Annotated in this window: 11 protein-coding genes; 3 read left to right on the forward strand and 8 right to left on the reverse strand. The window is 72.6% G+C overall.

What is annotated here, in order from left to right:
* Positions 1-114 precede the first annotated feature (114 nt).
* Together CLV34_RS11130 and CLV34_RS11135 are read right to left on the reverse strand one after the other, a co-directional pair.
* On the reverse strand, positions 115-585 hold the full coding sequence (locus CLV34_RS11130; RefSeq protein WP_100350385.1) for an aminoacyl-tRNA deacylase: 471 nt from the start codon (positions 583-585) through the stop codon (positions 115-117).
* A 90-nt stretch (positions 586-675) separates the two neighbouring features.
* Positions 676-3,084 (reverse strand): M15 family metallopeptidase, encoded by a 2,409-nt coding sequence (locus CLV34_RS11135; protein WP_157803814.1) that lies wholly within the window; start codon positions 3,082-3,084, stop codon positions 676-678.
* Between the two features lie 400 nt (positions 3,085-3,484).
* On the opposite strand from CLV34_RS11135, the gene CLV34_RS11140 reads away from it, so the two are divergent.
* Positions 3,485-3,973: a hypothetical protein gene (locus tag CLV34_RS11140; RefSeq protein ID WP_100350387.1), complete on the forward strand. Its 489-nt coding sequence runs from the start codon at positions 3,485-3,487 to the stop codon at positions 3,971-3,973.
* 39 nt (positions 3,974-4,012) lie between these two features.
* Positions 4,013-5,143, forward strand: coding sequence for an LLM class flavin-dependent oxidoreductase (locus CLV34_RS11145; protein WP_100350388.1), 1,131 nt, complete (start codon positions 4,013-4,015; stop codon positions 5,141-5,143).
* 79 nt (positions 5,144-5,222) lie between these two features.
* Here CLV34_RS11145 and CLV34_RS11150 read toward each other — a convergent pair whose 3' ends face one another.
* From CLV34_RS11150 to CLV34_RS11170, 5 genes are read right to left on the reverse strand one after another with little or no spacing between them, the layout of a single operon-like run.
* Positions 5,223-7,115 (reverse strand): alkyl/aryl-sulfatase, encoded by a 1,893-nt coding sequence (locus tag CLV34_RS11150; protein ID WP_100350389.1) that lies wholly within the window; start codon positions 7,113-7,115, stop codon positions 5,223-5,225.
* 52 nt (positions 7,116-7,167) lie between these two features.
* Positions 7,168-9,462 carry a beta-xylosidase/alpha-l-arabinosidase gene (locus CLV34_RS11155; RefSeq protein ID WP_100350390.1) on the reverse strand — a complete coding sequence of 765 codons (2,295 nt, stop codon included), beginning with the start codon at positions 9,460-9,462 and terminating at the stop codon, positions 7,168-7,170.
* A 17-nt stretch (positions 9,463-9,479) separates the two neighbouring features.
* Positions 9,480-10,367: a carbohydrate ABC transporter permease gene (locus tag CLV34_RS11160; RefSeq protein WP_100350391.1), complete on the reverse strand. Its 888-nt coding sequence runs from the start codon at positions 10,365-10,367 to the stop codon at positions 9,480-9,482.
* Positions 10,367-11,431 carry a carbohydrate ABC transporter permease gene (locus tag CLV34_RS11165; RefSeq protein ID WP_100350392.1) on the reverse strand — a complete coding sequence of 355 codons (1,065 nt, stop codon included), beginning with the start codon at positions 11,429-11,431 and terminating at the stop codon, positions 10,367-10,369. The genes CLV34_RS11160 and CLV34_RS11165 overlap by 1 nt, the downstream gene beginning before the upstream one ends.
* 9 nt (positions 11,432-11,440) lie before the next feature.
* Entirely contained in the window at positions 11,441-12,748 is a 1,308-nt protein-coding gene (locus tag CLV34_RS11170) for an ABC transporter substrate-binding protein (protein WP_100350393.1), read from the reverse strand.
* A gap of 157 nt (positions 12,749-12,905) precedes the next feature.
* Between CLV34_RS11170 and CLV34_RS11175 the strand changes: the two genes are divergently transcribed.
* Complete coding sequence (locus tag CLV34_RS11175; protein WP_211289438.1) at positions 12,906-13,880, forward strand: LacI family DNA-binding transcriptional regulator; 975 nt, start codon at positions 12,906-12,908, stop codon at positions 13,878-13,880.
* A 31-nt stretch (positions 13,881-13,911) separates the two neighbouring features.
* Here CLV34_RS11175 and CLV34_RS11180 read toward each other — a convergent pair whose 3' ends face one another.
* Positions 13,912-14,526 (reverse strand): TMEM175 family protein, encoded by a 615-nt coding sequence (locus CLV34_RS11180; protein ID WP_100350395.1) that lies wholly within the window; start codon positions 14,524-14,526, stop codon positions 13,912-13,914.
* Between the last annotated feature and the right edge of the window lie 25 nt (positions 14,527-14,551).

Genomic DNA, 14,551 nt, shown 5'->3' on the forward strand with positions numbered 1-14,551 from the left:
CTCCTTGCTCGGCGGCGCGCCGTACGACGTGCGGGCGCCGGGACACACGCTAACCGTGCCGCACCGCGCGACCGCCGCCCGCCGCATGCCGGACGCCCGACGTTCCCCGAACATTCATCGCGGCGCCTCCGGGTCGGTGACGTCCGCGACGGTCGCCCCCAGGACGCGGAGCGCGTCCGCCGCGTCGACCGTGACGCCGACCCCGTGGTCGCCTCCCCCGAGCGAGATCGTCCCGGAGATGCGCTCGTCCGCGACGACCGGCCACGCGCGCGCCGACCCGAACGGGGTGATCGTGCCGCGCTCGTAGCCCGTGACGTCCTTCGCGACCGCGGCGTCCGGCATCGACATGCGCGACACCCCCAGCAGCGCGCGGAGGCGTGGCCACGAGATGGTCCGGTCGCCCGGGACGAGGACGAACAGGAAGTCGTCGTCCCCGCGTCGCACCACGATCGTCTTCACGAGCTCGTGCGGTGCCACGCCCCGCGCGGCCGCCGCCTCGGCGAGCGACCCGACGCGGCCGTGCCGCGTCACCGTGTAGGCGATGCCGAACCCGTCCAGGGCCTCCGTGACACGCTCGCTGCTCATGCAGCGACCCTAGGACGGCCTCCGCGGACGCGCCCGTCGCCCTCCGGCAACGCACCGGGTGCCGAGCGGACCGGGCGGGGACGACCTGCGTCAGCCCTCGTCGCCCTTGCCGGACTCCGAGGACGCGGTGGGCGTCGCGGCCGACGCCGTGTCGGACGTCTCTCCGGTCGGCGACCCGCTCGGCGTCCGCGCTGCCGTCGCGGTCGGCTCCGGCGTCGGCGTGGGGTCGTCCGCAGGAGACGACGTGGCCCCGGGCGTCGGGGTCGGGGTGGACGTCGGCTTCGGCGTGGGCGTCGGAGTGGACGTCGGCTTCGGCGTGGGCGTCGGAGTGGACGTCGGCTTCGGCGTGGGCGTCGGGGTGGACGTCGGCTTCGGGGTGGGCGTCGGGGTGGACGTCGGCTTCGGGGCGGACGTCGGCCTCGACGTGACGGCGGGCCGCGGCGACGCGGTCGGCTTCGGCGTGGACGTCGGCTTCGGGGTGGCGGTGGGCTTCGCGTCGCCGCCCTCGTCGTCCCCGTCGTGGCGACCCGCGGCCAGCGTGGCGTACCACTCGGCCGAGTGCCCGGACCCCGGGCTCGTCGGCGAGATCCCTCCGGCGAAGAACTCGAAGTGCCACGGCTCGGGCTTCGACCCGTCGAGCCGGGCCCACGTCGGGTTGTCCCAGCCGTAGTCCGGCGCGTTCGCGCGGAGCCAGTAGTACTCCGCCGACAGACCCGACGAGATCGGCGACCCCAGGTCCAGCGCCAGCCCCCAACCGTGGTTGGACGTGCCAGGGATCGCGGCGAGCCTCGGCTTCGCCGCGTAGACCGCGACCTGCTCGGAGAACGAGCGGTACGAGTCCGTGATGGGGATGTGGTGCCCGAACTTCTTGACGAACGCCGCGTCGAGAGCGACGAGACGTTCCTCCGCGTCGCACCGCAGCTCCTGTCCCGGGGAGAACGGGACCGCGCACAGGGCAGAAGCGGGGATCTCACCGTTCGCGTAGTGCGACGTCGAGGACGCGAACTTGTCGACCACCCGCTGGAGCGCGTCCGCGAGCGACGTGTTCGCCCGCGCGTCGGCCTTCTCGGCAGACTGGAGGACCTTCTGCAGGCGCACGGCGGACGCCGCCACCTCGTCCCACGTGACGTCGGTGCGCCCGTCGGGGGAGGTGACCGTCGTGACCGCGTCCGGGTCGACGGGTGCGAGCAGGCCGGCGGGTGCCGGGACGCCGCCGTCCGGGAGGTCCGCCGACGCCGTGACGCCCGTCGAGCCGGTCGACGTGCCCGCCGGCGCCTCGGTCGGTGCCGTCGTCGGCGTCGGCGCGGGGGTCGTCGCAGCCGCAGCCGTGGGTTCCGTGGCCGGGGTCGTCGGCTCGCCGGTGGGCTCGCCCGTGGGTTCGGTGGTCGGCGCGGTCGGCTCGGTCGGCTCGGTCGTGGGCGCCGAGGGGGTCGTCGCCGGGACGGTCGGCTCCGCTGCCGGCTCGGTGGCGACGCACGGGTCGTCCTTCGCCGTGGTGCCGGCAGTGGACGTCCCCTCGGTCGACGTGCCGTCGACGCTGTCGGTGGCCTGGTCCGGCAGCGCCTGGTCCGGCAGCGCCTGGTCCGGCAGAGCGACATCGGTCTCGGCGGCGGTGCCCGGCTGCGCCTGCCAGGCGGCCGTGAGGCTTCCCGGTGCCCGGACCAGCGCGGCGGTCGAGTCGGGCGCCGCCACCCCGACCACGGGCGTGGTCGCGCCGACGAACGCCGACGCGGCCGACCACGACGAGACGGCGGGGGCCGTCGGGTCGGACGGGGTGCTGGTCGGCGTCCCGGCGGTGGGCGCCACGCACACGTCCGACGACACCCGGGCGTCGTCCGCGACGGCGGGCGAGATCGCGGGCGACGCGCTCACGGTCGCGCCCGCGGCGGGCGACGCACCCTGCGACGTGGTCGGCGCGGCCGTGCCTGTCGTCGTCCCCGTGGTCGGCGCCGCCGTGTCAGCCGGCGCCGTCGGCGCAGCCGTCGGGGTGGACGCCGTGCCGGCCGCCGGTGCGCCGGTCGGCTCGGGCGCTGCGGACGCCGCGGGGGCGGTCGCGGCGGTCGTCGGAACCGCGGCAGAGGGCACCGCAGCGGGCGTCGGCACCGCGTCGGCCACCGGGTCCGCGGACGTCGTCGCACCGTCAGCGGACGTGTCGCCCGTGGCGCTCTGCTGCGCGTCGTACGTCGCGAGCAGGGCACCCGTCTCGCCTGCGGCCTGCGCGAGCGCGGACGTCGACGACGAGGGGTGCGCCGAGAGGTACTCGTCCGCCTCGCGGAGCAGGCCCACGACGTCGGACCGGTCCAGCGTCGCGGCGGCGGTCGTGGTGGAGGTCTCCGGGGTGGCGGGCGCCACGGGCGTCGCAGCGGCTGCCTGGTCGGCGGCGCGCGGTGCGACGGAGGCGGCCGCCGTGCTGGGGACGTCGTCGGCGACGGGCGCGGGGTCGTCGTGCGGCTGTGCGCTCGCGACGCCCATCGCGGCGACGGCGAGACTCGCCGTCATCGCACCTGCGAGCGCGCCGGCACGTCCCGGAGCGCGGCGCTTCACGCGTCCCGTCCTTCGGTCGTCACGGACCAGCCCCCTGGTGCCCAACCCACAGCCTTGCCTCGCCTCCCGCCGTCGCCGGCGTCACCACGTGTCCCTGCAGCGGTCACCCGCCGACCCGGAGGTGGTGGTGTGACCCCCACCACGCTACGTCACAGATGTGGTGGACGGTCGACCGGATGGCGAAGTCACCCCCCGGTGTGCGGAGTCGTCGACCGGAGGTCGTCGACCGGACGCCCGGTGTACGCCCGGGCGATGCGCAGAGGACGCCCGGACGACTTCCGGTCTGCACGGAACCTCCACGTGCGCGAAACCTGGCGCCCGGCGACTTCCCAGGATCGGTCGGCAGACTGTCCGCATGATGTCGCCGGAGACCTCGGCCCCGATGGAGTGGCGAGACGACAAGGCACCGACCTCGCACGCCGCGCGGTACACCGCGGCGGGGCTGCTCGCGCTCGCCGCGATGCTGTTCCTGGGGGGCGGGACCGCCTTGCACGCCGTCGTCTCGGAGGCTACGGACCACACGACCGCGCTCGGTGTCGACCTCGACCGCGTGGACGACTCGCTCAGCGCCCTGGGTGACGGCGTGGACGAGCAGGTCGCGGACGCGGTCGACTCGGCCCGCGCGGCGACGGCCGCGGCGGAGGCCGCGCTCGCCGACGTCGACGACACCTTGGTCGACCAGGCCCGCACCGCGCTCGCCCTGTCGGACGCCCAGGTGGCGCTGGACGCCGCGTCGGCGCAGGTGCGCCACGTCCGGGAGCGGGTGGACGGCACCGTCGGTGACGCGCTCGCGTCGCTCCAGCAGCACCTCGACGCGTTGCGCCAGTCCCCCGGCGAGGTGTGACCCGCCGGTCGTCCCCGTCCTGGGTGGGATCCTGGGTCCATGTCGACGCCACCGCCCAGCCCTGCCGCCCACGCCGACCACGGCGACGCCGTCGTCGGCGCGTCCGTGAGCGAACGCCCGCGGCGGCTCGAGCTCGGGCTCGACACGTTCGGTGACGTGACCCACGCCGACGACGGCACGCCCAAGGCCTACCCGGAGGTGCTGCGGGACGTCGTCGAGGAGGGCGTCCTCGCCGACCGCGTCGGGCTCGACTTCTTCGGCGTCGGCGAGCACCACCGCGAGGACTTCGCCGTCTCTGCCCCCGACGTTGTGCTCGCGGCCATCGCCGGGCGCACCTCCCGCATCCGCCTCGGCTCCGCCGTCACCGTCCTGTCGTCCGACGACCCGGTGCGCGTGTACGAGCGCTTCGCGACGCTCGACGGGGTGTCGGGCGGTCGCGCCGAGGTGATCCTGGGCCGCGGCTCGTTCGTCGAGTCGTTCGCCCTGTTCGGGTTCGACCTCGACGACTACGCCGTGCTGTTCGAGGAGAAGCTCGAGCTGTTCGACGCCCTGCGCCACGAGAAGCCCGTGTCGTGGATGGGCACGAAGCGTGCGGCTCTCAAGAACCAGCCCGTCTTCCCGCGGACGGCCGGTGGCTCGCTGCCGACGTGGGTGGGCGTCGGCGGGTCGCCCGAGTCGGTCGTGCGGACCGCCCGGTACGGCCTGCCGATGATGCTGGCGATCATCGGCGGCGAGCCCGCGCGCTTCGCGCCGTACGTCGACCTGTACCACCGCGCGCTCGCGGAGTTCGGTTGGCCGGCGGCGGCCGACGGCGGGCCGGGACGCGTCGGCATCCACTCCCCCGGGCACGTCGCCGAGACGGACGAGCAGGCGCGCGACGAGGTCTACGAGCACTTCCGGGCCATGAACGACCGCATCGGCGCGGAGCGCGGCTGGCCGCCCTACTCACGCGGCCGGTTCGAGCACGACGCCGGACCGGAAGGGTCGCTGTACGTCGGCTCGCCTGAGACGGTCGCCCAGAAGATCGCCCGGACGGTGCGGATGCTCGGTGCGGACCGCTTCGACCTCAAGTACTCGTCAGGCACGCTCCCGCACACCACGCTCCTGCGGTCGATCGAGCTGTACGGGACCGAGGTCGCCCCGCGCGCCCGCGAGCTCCTCGCCGACTGACCCACCGCGAGCCCGGACGCGCCCCGGCGCCCGCCCGACGGATCGGGCGGGCGCCGGGACGTCCGACGTCAGACAGCCGTCACGGGGTGACGATGGAGAAGTCCGGGTCGCCCGGGTCGAGCACCGCCGTCAGCCGGCCGAGGACGGACGTGTCTCCGTCGAGCTGGATGCCGGCCTCCGCGAGCGCCTCCGGCGTCGGGCTGCCGAGCGCGAGCGCCGGCAGGGCGTGAGACGTCGTCGTGATCGTGGCGTCCGCGTCTCCCTGCTGCGGCTTGGCGCTGTAGGTCAGGGCGCCGTTGTTGAGCCGGAGCCGGTACCGCGCGTCGGAGTCCGTGAGCACGACGTCGATCGTCAGGCTCAGGTCGAACGCCTCGGGCCCGTTGACCTGGATGGCGATGGCGTCGAACAACATCTCCGGCGTCAGCGCGGAGATGACGTCGGCCGACGCCGAGGTCAGCGGGGTGCCGAAGTTGCCGTCGCGCAGCTCCGTCGCGCCGGACAGGTACGCGCTGCGCCAGGTCCCGTTCTCCGCCCCGTACCCGAGCTGCTCGTAGGTGTCCGCGAGGAGCTCGCGGGCGGCGGCGTGGTCGGGCTCGGCGAACACGACGTGGTTGAGCAGCTCCGCCACCCACCGGAAGTCGCCCGTGTCGAACGCGGCGCGCGCCTTCTCCACGACCGCGTCGGCGCCACCGCCGAGGTCGACGTAGCGCTTTCCGGCCTCGGCGGGCGTGTGCTTCCACAGGCTCGACGGGTTGCCGTCGTACCAGCCCATGTAGCGCTGGTAGATCGCCTTGACGTTGTGGCTCACGGACCCGTAGTAGCCCCGGGCGTGCCAGGCGTTCTCCAGGGCCGGGGGGAGGACGATCTCCTCAGCGATCTCGATGCCCGTGTACCCCTTGTTGAGCAGGCGCAGCGTCTGGTCGTGCAGGTACGCGTACAGGTCCCGCTGCAGCGAGAGGTACTCGACGACCCGCTCCTGGCCCCAGGTGGGCCAGTGGTGCGACGCGAAGATGACGTCGGTGTCGTCGCCGAACAGGTCGATCGCCTCGGTGAGGTAGTTCGACCAGGCGTGCGGGTCGCGGACGACGGCGCCGCGGATCGTCAGGATGTTGTGCAGGGTGTGCGTCGCGTCCTCGGCCGCGCACAGCGCCTTGTGGTCCGGGAAGTAGACGAGCATCTCGGCGGGCGCCTCGGTGCCGGGCGCCATCTGGAAGATGATCCGGACCCCGTCGACGACCTCCTCCTGTCCCGTCGTCGTGATGTCGACCGTCGGTGAGATGAGCGTGACCTCACCCGTGGACGTCGTCTGCCCGAGGCCGGCACCCACCTGCCCCTGCGGGCCGCGAGCCAGGGCCGCGCCGTACATGTAGGCCGAACGGCGCGCCATCGCGGTGCCCGCGTACACGTTCTCCGCGACGGCGTGCTCGGTGAAGTCCGCCGGCGCGAGGATCGGCACCCGGCCCGCGTCGACGTCCTCCTGGGTCGTGACCCCCTTGACGCCGCCGAAGTGGTCGACGTGGCAGTGGGTGTAGATCACGCCGGTGACAGGGCGGTCGCCCCGGTGCTCGCGGTACAGCGCGATCGCGGCGGCCGCGGTCTCCTTGGTGAGGAGCGGGTCGAGCACGATGACACCCGTCTCGCCCTCGATGAAGGTCACGTTCGACAGGTCGAACCCGCGCACCTGGTAGATGCCCTCGGTGACCTCGAACAGGCCGCTCTCGGCCACGAGCCTGCCCTGACGCCACAGGCTCGGGTTGACCGTGTCCGGCGCATCGCCGTCGAGGAAGTCGTAGGTGTCGTTGTCCCACACGACCTGGCCGGCGTCGTCCCGCACCGCGTTGGGCGTGCGGCGACCGACGAGGCCGCGCTGCGCGTCCTCGAAGTCCTGGGTGTCGGAGAACGGGAGACGGGCGAGGAGGTCCGCCTGCTGCTGGACGATGGACGGCTGAGCCGCCTTGGGTGTCGTAGCCATGCGGCCAGCGTGCCAGCGTGCCCCGGGGTCCGCACCCGGGGCGCGCAACCTCTCAGGCGTCGTCCAGGACTGGCGCCGCGAGCGTCACGGTGGTGGACCGCGGGTCGGCAGGGGTGACCGCGTGGACGACGCCCACGAGGGTCGTCCGCGCCTCGACGACGCGATCGGCGCTCGAACCGCACCAGAGCTCCAGGTCACCGGGCTCGACGACGCGCCGGAGCGCCCGGTCGCTGAACGCGAGACGGGCCGGCGGGACGGACAGCGTGACGGTGACCGACTCGCCGGGGCCGAGGTCCACGCGAGCGAACCCGAGGAGCTGCGCCACGGGCCGCGTCACGGACGCCACCACGTCGTGCCCGTAGAGCTGGACGACGTCCGCGCCCGCCCGGTCGCCCGTGTTGGTGACGCGCACCGACACGTCGAGCGGACAGCCCGTGGGGGACTCGGGTACGACGACCAGGTCGTCGTACGCGAACGTGGTGTACGACAGCCCGTGCCCGAAGGGTGCCGCGGGCACCGTCGCCAGGTTGGACACCTCGTCGCCCGCGCCGAGCGCCGGGTGCAGGTAGGAGTACGGCTGGGCGCCCGCGGGCCGGGGCAGGCTCACGGGCAGGTGCCCGGACGGGTTGACGCGCCCGGACAGCACGCCCGCGACCGCACCGCCGCCCTCCTCGCCCGGGAAGAACGCCTGGACGACGGCGGCGCACCGTTCGAGCGCCCACCCGACCGCGTACGGGCGACCGGTCACGAGCACGAGCACGACCGGCGTCCCGGTCCCGAGGACGGCCTCGACGAGCTCGCGCTGCACGCCGGGGAGCTCGAGGTCGTCGCGGTCGCACCCCTCGCCCGAGGTCCCGCGGCCGAACAGCCCGGCCTTGTCGCCGACGACCACCACCGCGACGTCCGCACCGGACGCGGCGGCGACGGCGCCCGCGAACCCGGACCGGTCGTCGTCGTCCACCGCGCAGCCCGGCACGCCCACGACCTCGGAGCCCGCGAGCTCGGCCCGCAGCGCGTCGAGCAGCGTCGGGGCCACGAGGCCCCGGGGGACGTCCGGGTGCTGCTCGAGCACGTGGTTGACGAACGAGTAGCACCCGAAGAGCGCATCGACGCTGTCGGCGTTGGGCCCGATGACCGCGACCCGACCGGGCACCTCCCCGCGATCGCCGAGCGGAAGCGTCCCGTCGTTGCTCACGAGGACGACGGACTCCTCCGCGAGCCGGCGTGCGACGTCGCGGTGCGCGGGGGTGTCGAGGTCGACGCTCGTGGGCGGGGCGCAGTCGAACCGGGCGTCGAGCAGGCCGAGCTCGTCCTTCTGCCGCAGCGCCCGCAGGACGGCGCGGTCGAGCAGCGCCTCGTCGACCCGTCCGTCACGGATCGCGCGGGCCAGCGGGCCGGTGAACGCGTCGCCCGTCGGGAGCTCGATGTCGACCCCGGCCGCGAGCGCCAGGCCCGCGGCCTCCCCGAGGTCGCCGGCGACGTGGTGCAGCAGGTGCAGGAACGCGACGCCGAAGTAGTCGGCGACGACGGTCCCGTCGAACCCCCACCGTTCGCGCAGGACGCCGGTCAGCAGCGTCGGGTCGGACGCGACGGGCACCCCGTCGATCTCGGTGTACGCGTGCATGACCGATCGAGCGCCCCCGTCGAGCAGCGCCATCTCGAACGGGACGAGAAGGACGTCCGCGAGCTCGCGCGGGCCGACGTGCACGGGAGCGAAGTTGCGGCCCGCCTGCGACGCCGAGTACCCGACGAAGTGCTTGAGCGTCGCGTGGACGCCCGCGGACTGCAGGCCGCGGACGTACGACGCCCCGACGGAGCCCACGAGGTACGGGTCCTCGGCGATGCACTCCTCGACCCGTCCCCACCGGGGGTCGCGGACGACGTCGAGCACGGGCGCGAGCCCCTGGTGGATGCCGAGCGCCCGCATCGACCCGCCGATGAGAGCGCCCATCTCCTCGACGAGCGCGGGGTCGAACGACGCACCCCACGCGACCGGCGTCGGGAACGTGGCGGCCTTCCAGGCGGACAGCCCGGTGAGGCACTCCTCGTGGACGAGCGCGGGGATGCCGAGCCGGGTCTCCTCGACGAGGCGGCGCTGGAAGCGCCACAACCAGGCGGCGCGCTCGTCCGGGTCGACGGGTCGGGTGCCGTAGGGCCGTGTGAGGTGCCCGAGGCCGTGCCGCGCGAACGCATCGAGCCCGGAGACCTCCGCGAACGCTCCCTGGAGGGGGGCGACGGCCTCGCCGTCCTCCTTCTCCCAGAAGCCGACGACCTGGCCGATCTTCTCCTCGAGCGTCATCTGCGCGAGGAGCTCCTCGGGCCGTGTGCTCGTGCTGTGCTGTGTCATGGATCCTGTGTCCCCGTCTAGCCCTTGACCGCGCCCTGGAGGCCGCCGACGATCCGGCGCTCGAAGATCGTGAAGAACACGAGCGCGGGAAGCATCGACAGCGACGTGAACGCGAGGACCTTCGCGGTGTCGACGGAGTACTGCGACGAGAAGGCCTGCACGCCGAGCGGCAGGGTGTACTTCTCGAGGTCGTTGAGGACGAACAGCGGCAGGACGTAGCTGTTCCAGCTCGCGACGAACGCCAGGATCCCGGTGGTCAGGACGCCGGGCAGCGACAGGCGCAGGACCATCCGGAAGAAGAAACCGAGCCGGCCGCAGCCATCGAGCCAGGCGGCCTCCTCGATCTCGTCAGGGATGGCCCGCAGGAAGGGCACGAGGATGATGATCGTGGTCGGCAGCGCGAACGCGATCTGCGGCAGGATCACGCCGAACAGGTTGTTGATGAGCCCGATGTTCTTGATGAGGATGTACAGCGGCGTGATGGCCACGGTGATCGGGAACATGAGCCCGGCCGCGAAGAGCGAGTACATCGCGCCGCGCCCGCGGAACCGGTAGCGAGCGAGCACGTAGCTCGCCATCACGCCGAGGACGACCACGCCGACCGTCGTGACGAGCGCGACGAACGTCGAGTTGCCGAGCTGGCGCCAGAAGATCGAGCTGGTGAGCACGTCCACGTAGTTGGCGCCGACCCACGGGGACGGCAGCCCGGAGGGGCTGTCGGTGATCTGCGCGTTGGTGCGGAAGCCGCCGAGCACGATGTAGGCGACGGGGGCGAGCGTCAGCGCGACGAGGACGAGCGCGACGAAGTACGTCGTCGGGCTGCCCCAGGGGGTCTTTGCCTTGTCGCGCGACGGGGCGGTGCGGGCCTGCGCGGGCTCGAGGCCGGGGGACTGGACGACCGTCATCACTTGCTCCTTCCGGTGAGCGCGCCCTCGGTGTCCCGGCGGAGCACGAAGCGCTGGTACACGAGCGCGACGATCATCGAGATGATGAACAGGACGACGGCGACGGCCGAGCCGTAGCCGAAGTTCCCGGCGTTGCGGCCGTACTGGACCATGTAGGTCGCCATCGTCGAGACGCCGGCGGTGCCGGCGACGTACTGGCCCCAGATGATGTAGACGAGGTCGAACAGCTGCAGGGCGCCGATGATCGACAGGAAGCCCCAGATCCGGATCGTCGGCCCGAGCAGCGGGAGCGTGATGCGGCGCTGTGTCTGCCAGTAGCTCGCGCCGTCGAGGGCGGCGGCCTCGTAGAGCTCCTCGGGGATGTTCTGCAGGCCGGCCATGAAGAGGATCACGGCGAACCCGATGTACTTCCACGTGAGGATCGCCATGAGCGACCAGAGCGCGAGGTGCGGGTCGGACAGCCAGTCGGCCGTGAAGTGTCCGAGCCCGACCTTCTCGAGGAGGTCGTTGACGGCGCCGTCGGTCTGGAGCATGAGGCTCCAGCCGGTGCCCGCGATGACCTCGGAGACCACCCAGGGCACGAAGACCAGGACGCGGATGATCGAGCGTCCGCGCATCTTGCGGTTCAGCAGGAGCGCGAGGAGCAGGCCGACCGGTCCCTGGATGACGAGGGACAGCACCACGATGAGCCCGTTGTGCAGCAGGGCGGCGTGGAACTCCGGGTCCTGGAGGATCACCGTGTAGTTGTGGAAGCCCACGAAGTCGGTGGGGCGGCCGAAGCCCTTCCACCGGTAGAAGCCGTAGTACGCGGCGAGCGCCACCGGGAAGATGACGAAGCCGACGAACACGACGATGGCGGGCCCGGACAGCAGGGTGATCTCGAGCCGCTGGCGCCACCCGATGCCCCGGGACGGGCGGCGGGCCGGGCGGCGGGCCGGGCGGCGGGCCGCCGGGGACGACGCGGCGCGCGCGCCGCCCCCGGACCTGCCGTGGTCTGCCTGCGCCCCGCGCTCCCCGGTCGAGCTCTGCACCGCCAACGAGTTGTCGACCGAAGAGTCGCTCATGGGATCAGATCACCCCTTCGCCGCGGCCGAGTCGACGGACGAGACGATGTCCGCCACCGAGCCCTTGCCCGCGAGCAGGTTGACGACCGCGGTGTTGAGCGCGTTGCCCACGTTCGCCCCGTAGAGCGTGTCGAGCCACAGCGAGACGTAGGGCGCCTCGTTGTACGCCGCGATGGCCGTCTTGAGGTACGGCTCGGTGATGACCGCCTGGGCGGCCTTGTTGACCGGCGGGGCGTCGAACGCCTTGTAGAACTGCTCCTGGGTGTCCTGCGTGACGAGGAAGTTCAGGAGGTCGCCGCAGGCCTGCTTGGGCGCCTTGGCCGAGCACGAGAAGCCGTCGACGCCGCCCATGATCGCCTTCGGGTCGCCCTGGCCGCCGGTGACGGCCGGGAAGGCGTAGAACGACAGGTCGGGCAGCGGCTTCTTGTCGGTGGTCAGCGACGCGACGACGCCGGGCTCCCAGGCGCCCATGAGCTCCTGGGCGGCCTTGTGGCTGGCGAGCATGCCGGCGGAGCTGTTCGCGCCCTGCTGCGCCGACGTCGTGAGGAAGCCGTCGTTGAAGGGCTTGGTGGCTGCGAACGCCTGGAGGTCGTCGCCGGCCTTGGTCCAGCAGGGGTCGTCGAACTTGAGGCTCTTCGCGGTCGAGTCCAAGGTGTCCTTCGAGCACTCGCGCAGCGCGAACCAGTAGTACCAGTGGGCGGCCGGCCAGGCGTCCTTGCCGCCCAGCGCCACGGGCGCCACACCGGTCGCCTTGAGCTGCGTGACGGCCGTGTTCAGGTCGTCGATCGTCGTCGGGGGCGTCGTGACCCCCGCCTTGTCGAACAGGTCGGTCGAGTACCACATGCCGCCCGGCGTCACGGTGTACGGCATGGCGTAGGTCTTGCCGTCGATCTGCTCGGAGGTCAGGACGCCCTCGCCGATCGCGGTCTTCGTCTCGTCCGTGATGAGGTCGGACAGGTCGAGCAGCTGGCCGGCGTCGACCATGTCGCCCATCTTGCCGCCGCCACGCTGGTAGAAGACGTCCGGCGCCGACCCCGAGTTGATCGCGGTCTGGAGCTTGCCGTCGTAGTCCTCGTTCTGGATGTTCTGGATCTTGAGCGTGACGTCCGGGTACTTGGCGTGGAAGTCCTTGGCCATCTGGGCGAAGTAGGCGGTGCCCGGGCCGGTCGACGCGTTCGTCCACATGGTGAGGGTGACGGGGCCGCCGTCGGATCCCTGGTCGCCGCTGTCGTCCGAGCCGCCGGAACAGGCGGAGAGGGCGAGGGTCGCGGCCGCAGAGAGGGCGACGAGTGCCGCGCCTCGCATCTTCCTGGTCATCGTTGAACCTTTCGTCGTCGTCGACGGGTGCGCTCTCGCGCGGTCGGTGTGAGTCTTGCGCGCTGTCGCAGTTGATGTCAATCGTTGTCGATAACGTTTTCGATACGTTGGTCGAGCCGCCTATGATCGGGGCGTGGACTTCCTGCCCCGCGTCAAGATGGCCGACGTCGCCCGCGAGGCCGGCGTGTCGGTCGCGACCGTCTCCAAGGTCGTCAACGGCCGGTACGGCGTCGCGCAGGCCACCGTCGACCGCGTCCAGCAGGTCATCGACACCCTCGGGTACGAGGCGAGCCTCGGCGCGCAGTCCCTGCGGTCGCACCGCACCAACGTCCTCGGGATCCTCGTCGCCGAGTTCGAGCCCTTCTCCACCGAGCTCCTCAAGGGCGCGTCCGCCGCCGTCGCGTCCACCGGGTACGAGCTCCTCGCGTACTCCGGCGGCGGTCGCGGCGCCGACGTCGGGTGGGAGCGACGCAACCTGTCCCGCCTCTCCGGGACGCTCATCGACGGCGCGATCCTCGTCACCCCGACCGTCGTCGAGACCAACCACGGCGTCCCCGTCGTCGCGGTCGACCCGCACACCGGGCCCACCGGCATGCCGACGGTCGACTCCGACAACCTCGCCGGCGCCGTCCTCGCGACCGAGTACCTCCTCGGGCTCGGGCACCGCAGCATCGCGTTCCTCGGCGGCCGGGCCGACCTCGAGTCCGCCCGGCTGCGCGAGGAGGGCTTCCGGCGGGCCATGGCGTCCGCAGGCGTCGCCGTCGACGAGGACCTCGTGCGCGTGGGCGGTTACGCACGCGACGCCGCCCGCACCCCCGCCCACGAGATCCTCGACCGGCCCGACCGGCCCACCGCCGTCTTCGCCGCCAACGACCTCTCCGCGCTCGGCGTCATGGACGTCGCCCGCGACCTCGGGCTCGACGTCCCCGGCGACGTGTCCGTGATCGGGTTCGACAACGTGCCCGAGTCCGCGCTCGCGTCACCGCCCCTGACGACCGTCGCGCAACCGCTCCAGGAGATGGGGGCCGCAGCCCTGCGCATGCTGGTCCAGGTGATCGACGGGACGCTCGACGAGCCGCACCTGCGCCTGCCGACCACGCTGGTCGAGCGCGCCACCTGCCGCCCCCTCTGACCCCTCCCCTTTCCCCTCCCGCGGGGGGTGGTCAGGCGTCCGGGTCGGAGACCGGAGAACCGGCGTCCTGGTGCTCCGCGACGAACCGCTCGACACGACGGTCCGGCACCAACCACACCAGCGCGACGGCGACGTACAGCGCCACCCCGACGTACGGCTCCCAGAACGACGCCGCGATGCCCAGCAGGTACAGCACCGGCGACGCCTTGCCCTTCCAGTCGCCCCCGACGGCCTGCGCGAGCGGCCCGTCGTGCCCCTGCCGCCTGACGAGCGACGCCTGGAGCAGCCAGTACGCGACGGCCGCGAGCAGCAGGTCGATGCCGTACACCGCCGTCGGGACGGGGTCGAACCCGGTCTCGTCCATCCATCCCGTGGTGAACGGGAACAGCGACAACCAGAAAAGCAGGTGCAGGTTCGCCCACAGGACGACGCCGTCCACCCGGTCGGCGAGCTGCAGCATGTGGTGATGGTTGTTCCAGTAGATGCCGACGTACACGAACGACAGCAGGTACGTGAGGAACGTGGGCGCGACCTCGCGCAGCGCCTCCCAGGTCGATCCCTCGGGGGTCCGCAGCTCGAGGACCATGATCGTGATGACGATCGCGAGCACGCCGTCGCTGAACGCCTCGAGCCGGCCCTTGTTCATGCGTCGAGGATCCCACGAGGGACTT

Source organism: Luteimicrobium subarcticum (assembly GCF_002798015.1).
GTDB classification, from domain to species: domain Bacteria; phylum Actinomycetota; class Actinomycetes; order Actinomycetales; family Cellulomonadaceae; genus Luteimicrobium; species Luteimicrobium subarcticum.